Source organism: Actinomadura chibensis NBRC 106107 (genome assembly GCF_001552135.1).
Taxonomy (GTDB): Bacteria; Actinomycetota; Actinomycetes; order Streptosporangiales; family Streptosporangiaceae; genus Spirillospora; species Spirillospora chibensis.
Genome location: NZ_BCQP01000082.1, coordinates 1 through 9,960, shown reverse-complemented (window position 1 = coordinate 9,960; position 9,960 = coordinate 1). Strand labels below are relative to the sequence as shown.

3 protein-coding genes are annotated in these 9,960 nt (G+C 74.9%); 1 reads left to right on the top strand and 2 read right to left on the bottom strand.

The window, feature by feature from the left end:
* Window positions 1-62 precede the first annotated feature (62 nt).
* Both ACH01S_RS38455 and ACH01S_RS38450 read right to left on the bottom strand, forming a co-directional pair.
* Window positions 63-275 carry a ferredoxin gene (locus ACH01S_RS38455; RefSeq protein WP_246236704.1) on the bottom strand — a complete coding sequence of 71 codons (213 nt, stop codon included), beginning with the start codon at window positions 273-275 and terminating at the stop codon, window positions 63-65.
* Window positions 269-1,342, bottom strand: a complete 1,074-nt coding sequence (locus ACH01S_RS38450) for a cytochrome P450 (RefSeq protein ID WP_218010541.1) — start codon at window positions 1,340-1,342, stop codon at window positions 269-271. Before ACH01S_RS38450 ends, ACH01S_RS38455 begins: the two co-directional genes overlap by 7 nt.
* Before the next feature lie 332 nt (window positions 1,343-1,674).
* Between ACH01S_RS38450 and ACH01S_RS45585 the strand changes: the two genes are divergently transcribed.
* Window positions 1,675-9,960 (top strand): type I polyketide synthase (locus tag ACH01S_RS45585; RefSeq protein ID WP_067904327.1); only part of this gene is annotated, 8,286 nt, incomplete at its 3' end.

Below are 9,960 nucleotides of genomic sequence, written 5' to 3'. Positions count from 1 at the left end.
CGTGCGGAATCCGCACGGGCTGTCCGGTTTGTCTACCGGTCGGCCGGGAGGCCGCCGGACGGTCAGTCGTCCGACAGGGTGAGCGCGCCGGTCGGGCAGAACTGGACGGCGCGCCGGACCGCCGCCGTCACCTCCGGCTCCTCGTCCGGGCCGGTCAGCAGCAGGACGCGGCCGTCGTCCTCGTCCTGGTCGAACAGGTCGGGCTCGGTGAGGACGCACCGTCCCGCCCCGAGGCAGAGCTCCCGGTCGACCTGGAGCCGCACTGTCTTCACCATGTCACCGGCACCTCGTGGATTCCGTACACCTGCTCGGTGTCCTTGTAGGACAGCTCGTCGGCCGGCTTCGCCAGCCGCAGGTCGGGGACCCGCCGGAAGAGCGTGTTCAGGACGATCTCCAGCTCCTCCCTCGCGAGGTTCTGGCCGAGGCAGTTGTGCCCGCCGTGGCCGAAGGCGACGTGGTGGCGCGCCTCCTCGCGGTGGATGTCGAGCTGGTGCGGGTCGGTGAAGACCTCCGGGTCCATGTTGGCCAGACTCGGCCGCGCGATGACGCCCTCGCCCGCGCGGATCGTCTCGCCGTCCATCTCGATGTCCTCGGTCGCGACCCGGCCGACGGTGAGGTCGACCACGCTGAAGTAGCGCAGCAGCTCCTCGACGGCGTGGGCGGTGAGGTCCGGGTCCGCGCGCAGCTCGGCGAGCTGCGCCGGGTGCTCCAGCAGCGCCACCACCGACAGCGAGATCATGTTCGTGGTCGTCTCGTGGCCCGCGTTGAGCAGCATCGTGGCGGTGTTGACCATGTAGGCGTGGTTGTAGCGGCCCGCCTCGCGGTACTTCACGATCGCCCGGCCGAGCAGGTCGTCGCCCGGATCCTTCTCCTTGAGCGTGATGAGCTCGTCGAAATAGCCGATGAGCTCCCCGAAGCCCTTCCGCATTTCCGCCGCGCTGTTGTGCCGGTCGAGCAGTTTCTGGGTGCGCGCCTTGAAGAAGTCACGGTCCGTGTACGGGACGCCCAGAAGTTCACACACCGCCATCGAGGGCACCGGGACCGAAATGGTCTGGACGAGATCGGCCGGCCGCTCGCCGGCGAGCAGGTCGTCCACGCATTGGTCCACGATTTCCTGAATGCGGGGCCGCAGTTGGCGCATCCGCCGCACGGTGAACTCGTTGACGAACATCCGGCGGTGCGCCGTGTGCTCGGGCGCGTCGAGGGTCACCATCGGCAGCGTCTCGTCGGGCGGGTTGCCGACCGGCACCGGCGCCATGTGCGGGAACCCAGGTCGTCGGCGGTCCGAGCTGATCCGCGGATCGGCCAGCAGCCGCCGCACCCGCTCGAACCCCGAGACCACCCAGGCGGTCCCTCCGGTGGGCAGGGTGACCCGCGTCAGGGGCGGTTCGGCAGCCGGTCCGGCGGCCCGCTCCGGCCCCCCGAAAGGACAGCCCCGGGGCACCGGGAAAGGCGGATGGTCGGTGGTCAGGTCGTCGGCCATATTGTTCCGCTCCCTATCGTCGGCGGCAGGAATTCCGCAGCGGAATCGAGTTCCGCCAATGCACCAGGCATCCCTAAGGCGCGGATAAGGCAGGGCTGAAGCTGCCCGGCCAAGTACCGGATTAGCGCTGCTTAAGGAGCATTTCGGAGAGTGTTCGATGCTGCCGCATCGGAAGAGAGAAGCCACGCACGATGACTGTCACGCTCGATCACCCGGACGGCACGATCGCCATCGTCGGGATGTCCTGCCGGTTCCCCGGCGCGGCCGGGCCGGACGCCTACTGGGCCCTGCTCCGGGACGGCGTCGACGCCGTCGCCGCGCCGCCGCCCGGCCGCCGCGCCCTGCCCGGCGGCGGCCCGGACCGGGCCGGGTTCCTCGACGGCATCGAGATGTTCGACCCGGCGTTCTTCGGCGTCTCGCCGCGCGAGGCGGAGGTCATGGACCCGCAGCAGCGGCTCATGCTGGAGCTGGCGTGGGAGGCGCTGGAGGACGCCGCGATCGTCCCCGGCGACCTCGCGGGCAGCGCCACCGGCGTGTTCGCGGGCGCGATCGGCGACGACTACAGCGTCCTGCTGTCCCGGCTCGGGCGGCGGGGCGTCACGCAGCACACCATGACCGGCACGAACCGGGGCATCATCGCCAACCGCGTGTCGTACACGCTCGGCCTGCACGGGCCGAGCCTCACGGTCGACGCGGCGCAGGCGTCCGCGCTGGTCGCGGTGCACATGGCGTGCGAGAGCCTGCGCTCGGGCGAGTCGGCGCTGGCGCTCGCGGGCGGCGTGAACCTGATCGCCGGGCCGGACGGGACCCGCCGCGCCGCGCGGTTCGGCGGGCTGTCCCCGGACGGCCGCTGCTTCACCTTCGACGCCCGCGCCAACGGCTACGTGCGCGGGGAGGGCGGCGGGTGCCTCGTCCTGAAGCCCCTCGCCCGGGCGCTCGCGGACGGCGACACCGTGCACGGCGTGATCCGCGGCAGCGCGGTCAACAACGACGGCGCGACCGACGGGCTGACCGTGCCGAGCGTGTCCGCGCAGGCGGAGGTGCTGCGGCGGGCGCACGCGCGGGCGGAGGTGGACCCGGCGGACGTCCAGTACGTGGAGCTGCACGGCACCGGCACCCCGGTCGGCGACCCGATCGAGGCGGCGGCGCTCGGCGCCGCGTTCGCCGGGCCGCGCGGCGCGGCGCTCGCCGTCGGGTCGGCGAAGACGAACGTCGGGCACCTGGAGGGCGCGTCCGGGATCGCCGGGCTCATCAAGGCCGTGCTGAGCGTCGCGCACCGCGAGCTGCCGCCGAGCCTGAACTACGAGCGCCCCAACCCGGAGATCGATCTCGACGCGCTCAACCTGCGCGTCCAGGACGCGCTGGGCGCGTGGCCCGACCCGTCCGCCCCGCTGGTGGCGGGGGTCAGCTCGTTCGGGATGGGCGGGACGAACTGCCACGTCGTCGTCGGCGAACCGCCCCGCGCGGAGCCCCCGGAGGCCGAGGAGTCGGACGAGCCGACGCCGTGGGTGCTGTCGGCCCGGACGGCCGCGGCGCTGCGGCGGCAGGCCGAGCGGCTGCACGCGCACGTGTCCGCCCGCCCCGAGCTGTCCCCGGCCGACGTGGGCTGGTCGCTCGCCACCACCCGCACCGCGTTCCGGCACCGGGCCGTCTTCGTCGAGAGCGACCGCGCCGCGTTCCTCGGCGCGCTGGAGGGCTTCGCCGCGACGGGCGACGCTCCGGGCGCCGTCCAGGGCACGGCCCACGACGACCCCGGCGGGCCGGTCTTCGTCTTCCCCGGCCAGGGGTCGCAGTGGGCCGGGATGGGCGTGGAGCTGCTGGAGTCGTCCGAGGTGTTCCGGCGGGAGATGGACGCCTGCGCCGCGGCGCTGCGCCCGCACGTCGACTGGTCTCTGCTCGACGTGCTGCGCGGCGTCCCCGGCGCGCCGTCGCTGGACCGGGTGGACGTCGTCCAGCCCGTGCTGTTCTCGATCATGGTGTCGCTGGCCGGGCTGTGGCGGTCGCTCGGCGTCGAGCCGGCGGCGGTCGTCGGCCACTCGCAGGGCGAGATCGCGGCGGCGTGCGTCGCGGGCGCGCTGTCCCTGGACGACGCCGCCCGCGTGATCGCGCTGCGCAGCCGCGCGCTGGTGACGCTGAGCGGGCGGGGCGGCATGGCGTCCGTCCCGCTGCCCGCCGGGACGGTCGAGTCCCGCCTCGCCGCCTGGGACGGCCGCCTCACCGTCGCCGCCGTCAACGGCCCCGGCTCGACGGTCGTCTCCGGCGAGGACGCCGCGATCGGCGAACTGGTCGAGGCCCTCCAGGGCGAGGGCGTCCGGGCGCGCCGGATCCCGGTCGACTACGCCTCCCACTCCCCCCACATGGACGACATCCGCGACGACCTCGTCTCGGCGCTGGCCGGGATCGAGGCGCGGTCGTCGGACGTCGCGTTCTACTCCACCGTGACCGGCGAGCCGATCGACACGGCCGGGCTGGACGCGGAGTACTGGTTCGCCAACGGCCGCCGGACCGTCCGGTTCGAGTCCGCCGCGCGCGCCCTGATCGACGCGGGGCACCGGGTGTTCGTCGAGGTCAGCCCGCATCCGGTGCTGACGCTCGGGCTCCAGGAGACGTTCGAGGACGCCGGGGCGGCCGGGGCCGCGTGCGTCGCGGTCGGGACGCTCCAGCGCACCGAGGGCTCCGGCCGCACGGTGCTGGAGTCGGCGGCGCGGCTGCACGTCGCCGGGCTGTCGCCGTCGTGGCCCGCCGTGTTCGCCGGGCGGCAAGTCAAGCGGGTGCCGCTGCCCACGTACGCGTTCGAGCGGGAGCGCCACTGGCCGGACGGCGCCGGCGCCGAGGACGGGGGCGGCGGGTCCCCGGCGGAGCGCCGGTTCTGGTCGGCGGTGGAGGAGGGCGACCTCGACGCGCTGACCGGCGAGCTTGAGGTCGGCGGCGACGAGCCGCTGCGGGACGTGGTCCCCGCGTTGGCGGAATGGGCGCGGCGGCGGCGCCACGAGACGGTGCTCGGGCCGTGGCGGCACCGCGTCCGCTGGACGCCCGTCTCCGGCCTGCCCGAGAAGGTGTCGCTGTCCGGGCGGTGGCTGCTGGCCGCCCCGCCCGGTTCGGCTCCGGCGGTGGAGCGGGCGCTCACCTCGCATGGCGCGGAGGTCGTCTTCGACGCCGACGGGCCGCTCGCCGGAGCGCTGTCCCTGTCCCCGGACGGCGCGTTGCCCGGCACGGTCGGCGAGGACGTGCCCGTATGGACGTCCGCGCCCGGCGGGCGCGGCAGGCAGATCGTTCTCCCCGAGGTGCTCGACGAGCGCGACGGGGCCGCGCTGTGCGCGGTGCTCGCGGGCCTGGCGGGCGCCGAGGTCGCGGCCGTGCGCGGCGGCGAGGTGCTCGTGCCCTCGCTGGAGGCCGCGCCGCGCGACGCCGCGTCCGGCGCGGACGCGGGAGCGCCGGTGCGCGGCGGCACCGTCCTGGTGGCGGCGGGCGCGTGGAGCGAGGAGATCGCGCGGGCGCTGACGCGGCGCGGCGCGGCGGAGGTCGTCGTCGCCGAGCCGTCCGCGGGCTGGGGGCTCGACGTCCCCGGCGTGACGGCCGTCGTGGCGGTGGGGAGCGCGGCTCCCGGCCGGGCCGCCGCGATCGCCGCGCACCTGGACGCGCTGGTTCGCCCGCACCGCGACCGTGGCGCGGCGGGCGCGTCCGTCGTCGTCGACCCGGCGCTGGACGCGAGCGCGGAGCTCGTCGTCGCGGCCGTCTGGCAGGCGCTCGACGAAGGGGGGTCGGCGCTCGTCCTGACCGAGCCGCCCGAGGCCCCCGCCCGCGCGGACGAGAGCCCGGCGGAGGACGCGGCCTTCGCGGCGCGGCTGCGCGGGCGGCGCCCGGCCGAGCGCGAGCAGGCGCTCCGCGAGCTGGTCCGCACGCAGGCGGCGGTCGTCCTCGGACACGTCACGCCGGACGTGGTGGAGACCGACCGGTCCTTCAAGGAGCTGGGCTTCGACTCGCTGATGGCGGTCGAGCTGCGCAACCGGCTGGCGTCCGCGACCGGCCTCACGCTGCCCCGGACGCTGGTCTTCAACCGGCCCACGCCCGCCGAGCTGGCCGGGCACCTGCTGACCGAGCTGACCGGCGAGCCCGACCCCGGGACCGCCGCCGTGCCGGCCGCGCCGGTGGACGCCGACGAGCCGATCGCGATCGTCGGAATGGCGTGCCGCTACCCGGGCGGCGTCCAGACGCCGGAGGACCTGTGGCGCCTGGTCGACACCGGGACGGACGCCATCTCCGGCTTCCCGACCGACCGCGGCTGGAACCTGGAGCGGCTCTACAACCCCGACCCCGAGCACGCCGGGACGACCTACACCCGGCACGGCGGATTCCTCACGAACGCCGCCGAGTTCGACGCCGCGTTCTTCGGCATCAGCCCGCGCGAGGCCCTGGCCATCGACCCGCAGCAGCGGCTCCTCCTCGAAACGGCGTGGGAGGCGGTCGAGCGCGCCGGGATCGACGAGTCCGCCCTGCGCGGCAGCGCCACGGGCGTGTTCGTCGGCGCGATGACCCAGGACTACGGGCCCCGGCTGCACGAGCCCGCCCAGGGCCTCGACGGCTACCTGCTCACCGGCGGGACGGCGAGCGTCGCGTCCGGGCGCATCGCCTACACGTTCGGGCTGGAGGGCCCGGCCGTGACCGTGGACACCGCGTGCTCGTCGTCCCTGGTCGCCCTGCACCTGGCCGCGCAGGCGCTGCGGCAGGGGGAGTGCACGGTCGCGCTGGCCGGCGGCGTCGCGGTCATGGCGACCCCCGGGATGTTCGTCGAGTTCAGCCGCCAGCGCGGGCTGTCGGCGGACGGGCGCTGCAAGTCGTTCGGCGCCTCGGCGGACGGGACGGGCTGGAGCGAGGGCGCCGGAATGCTCGTCCTGGAACGGCTGTCGGACGCCGAGGCCAACGGGCATCCCGTCCTCGCCGTCATCCGCGGGTCCGCCATCAACCAGGACGGCGCGAGCAACGGCCTCACCGCCCCGAACGGCCCGTCGCAGGAGCGCCTCATCCGGCAGGCCCTCGCCAACGCCGGACTCCGGCCGGACGACGTGGACGCCGTCGAAGCCCACGGCACGGGAACGACGCTCGGCGACCCGATCGAGGCGCAGGCCCTGCTCGCCACCTACGGCCGGGAGCGTCCCGCGGACCGGCCGTTGCGGCTGGGGTCGATCAAGTCGAACATCGGCCACGCCCAGGCGGCGGCGGGCGTCGCCGGGGTCATCAAGATGGTCGAGGCGATGCGGCACGGCGTCCTGCCGAAGACGCTCCACGCCGACGAGCCCTCGCCGCACGTGGAATGGGAGTCCGGGGCGGTCAGCCTGCTCACCGAGCGGACGGAATGGGCCGCGGCCGAGCGTCCGCGCCGGTCGGCCGTCTCCTCGTTCGGGATCAGCGGGACGAACGCCCACGTCATCCTCGAACAGGCGCCCGCCGCCGACGAGCCCGCGACGGAGAGCGGCGACCCGCTGCCCTGGCTCCTGTCCGCCAAGACCGAACCGGCGTTGCGCGCGCACGCCGCGCGGCTCCGCGCCTACGCGCGGGACGATGCCGGGCTCGATCTCAACGGCGCCGCCCGCGCGCTGGCGGCGCGGACGCATTTCCAGCACCGCGCCGCGATCCACGCCGCCGACCGCGACGAACTCCTCGCGGCGCTGGACGACCTGGCGAACGGGACGCCGTCGTCCAACGCGGTTCAGAACGTCGCCGCGTCCGATCCCAAGGTCGTGTTCGTCTTCCCAGGCCAGGGCAGCCAGTGGCCTGCCATGGCCACCGAACTCATTCAGACCTCGCCCGCGTTCGCCGAGCACATCCAGGCGTGCCACGACGCGCTGGCGGCCCACACCACCTGGTCACTCCTCGACCTGCTCACCAACCCCGACCCCGAAGCGCTCAACCACGTCGACATCGTCCAACCCGCGCTGTTCGCCGTGATGACCAGCCTCGCCCACCACTACCGCACCACCTACCGGATCACCCCGCACGCCGTCATCGGACACTCCCAAGGCGAAATCGCCGCCGCCTACACAGCGGGCGCGCTCACCCTCCCCCACGCCGCGAAAGTCATCGCCCAGCGCAGCCAAGCGCTCACGACCCTCCAGAACACCGGGACGATGGCGTCGATCCCGTTGCCGCACGACCAGATCCCCGCTCAGCGTGACCTGCACATCGCCGCCGTCAACGGGCCCAGCACCACCATCGTCTCCGGGCCCACGGAGGTGCTGGAGGAACTGGTCGCGGGCTACAACGAGCGGAACGTCCAGGCGCGGCTGATCCCCGTCAACTACGCGTCGCACTCCTCCTACATCGACTCCATCCGGGAACGGCTCCTCACCACGATCGAGGACATCGCGCCGAGAACGTCGGAGATCCCGTTCCACTCGACGGTGCTGGCCGAGGAGTTCGACACCGCGGGGCTCGACCCGGACTACTGGTACCGCAACGCGCGGCACACCGTCCGCTTCCAGGAGACCATCCACAACCTCCTCAACACCGGACACACCCTCTTCATCGAGACCAGCCCCCACCCCGTCCTCACCACCGCCATCCAAGACACCATCGACACCACCGACCACCACGCACACGCCATCGGCACACTCCGCCGCGCCAAACCCGCCACCCACCAATTCACCCGCGCCGTCGCCACCGCCTACACCCACGGACTCCACCCCACCTGGCCCACCACCCCCACCACACCCGCACACGACCTCCCCACCTACCCCTTCCAGCGGGAGCGGTACTGGCTGCACGGTTCCGGGACGGCCGACGTGTCCACGGCCGGGCTCGAACCGACCGAGCATCCGCTGCTCGGCGCGACGGTCGAGGTCGCCGAGGGAGGCCAGGTCGTCCTGACGGGCCGGGTCTCGCTGAGCGAGCACCCGTGGCTCGCCGACCACGCGGTGCTCGGGACCGTCCTGCTGCCGGGGACCGCGTTCGTCGAACTCGCCCTCCACGCCGGACGCGTCGCGGGCCACGACTCCCTCGACGACCTGACCCTGGAATCCCCGCTGGTCGTCCCGGCGGAGGACGCGGTGGACCTCCAGGTCGTGGTGTCCGCGCCGGACGACGCCGGGCGCCGCCCGGTCTCCGTCCACTCGCGCCGCGACCGCACCTCGCCCTGGACCCGCCACGCGACCGGGTCGCTCGCCGAAGACGGCGCGGCGGCTCCGCGGAGCCTTCCCGGCGACCCGCCCGCCGACGCGGAGCCCGTCGACGTCGACGCGCTCTACGAGAAGCTCGCCGAAGACGGCTACGAGTACGGACCCGCGTTCCAGGGGCTGCACGCCGCGTGGCGGCGCGGCGGCGAGGTGTTCGCCGAGATCCGCCTGCCCGAGGACGCGGGCGGCCGGTCGTTCGGCCTGCATCCCGCGCTCCTCGACGCGACGCTGCACACGCTCGGCCTGACCGGGCTCCTCGGCCAGGACGACCGGGGCCGGATCCGGCTCCCGTTCTCCTGGACGGGCGTCACCCTGCACGCGCGGGGCGCGTCCGAGCTGCGCGCCCGCGTCCGCCCCGGCGGGCAGGACGCGGTGACGGTGACGATCACCGACGCGGACGGCGCGCCCGTCGCCCACGTGGAGCGGCTCACGACCTACGCGACCCCGGCCGCCGCGCTGGCCTCCACCGGCGACGGCATGTACGCGGTCGGCTGGACGGCGCTCCCCGAGACCGCCGACGAGTTCGGCGGCGAACTCGCCTTCGTCGGGGACGGCGCGCCCGAGGGCATCGCGTCCTACGCCGACTTCGCGTCGCTGCGCGAGAGCGGAAGCACGCCCGCGATCGTGCTCGTCGCGCCGCCGGAGGACGGCGGCGACCCGGTCGAGGCGGCGCACTCGGCGGCCCGCGCCGCGCTCGACCTGCTCCAGGCCCCGCACATCGGCGACGAGCGCCTCGTGTTCCTCACGCGCGGCGCGGTCGCCGTCCACGACGAGGACCCGGACGGGCTGGCGCAGGCGCCGGTGTGGGGGCTCGTCCGCGCGGCGCAGACCGAGAGCCCGGACCGGTTCGTCCTGCTCGACCTGGACGGGCCGCCCGGCGACCTGCCGATCGGCGCGCTCCGCAAGGCGCTGGCCGAGGACGAGCCGCAGCTCGCCGTGCGCGCCGGAGTGGTCCACGTGCCGCGGCTCGGCCCGGCCGGGCCGCCCGGCGGGCGGCCCGCGCTCGGGCCCGGCGACAGCGTCCTGATCACGGGCGGCACCGGCACGCTCGGCGGGCTGGTCGCGCGGCGGCTCGTGACCGGACACGGCGTCACCCGGCTGGTGCTGGTCGGCCGCCGCGGGCCCGCCGCCGCGGGCGCCGCCGAGCTGTCGGACGAGCTGCGCGGTCTGGGCGCCGACGTCACGATCGCCGCCTGCGACGCCGCCGACCGCGACGACCTGGCCCGGGTGCTCGCGCAGTACCCGGTCACCGCGGTCGTCCACGCGGCCGGGGTGCTCGACGACGCGACCGTGGGCGCGCTGACCGCC

Coding starts and splice junctions, on each gene's coding strand:
- ACH01S_RS38455 (WP_246236704.1), bottom strand. CDS start 275: ATGGTGAAGACAGTGCGGCTCCAGGTCGACCGGGAGCTCTGCCTCGGG.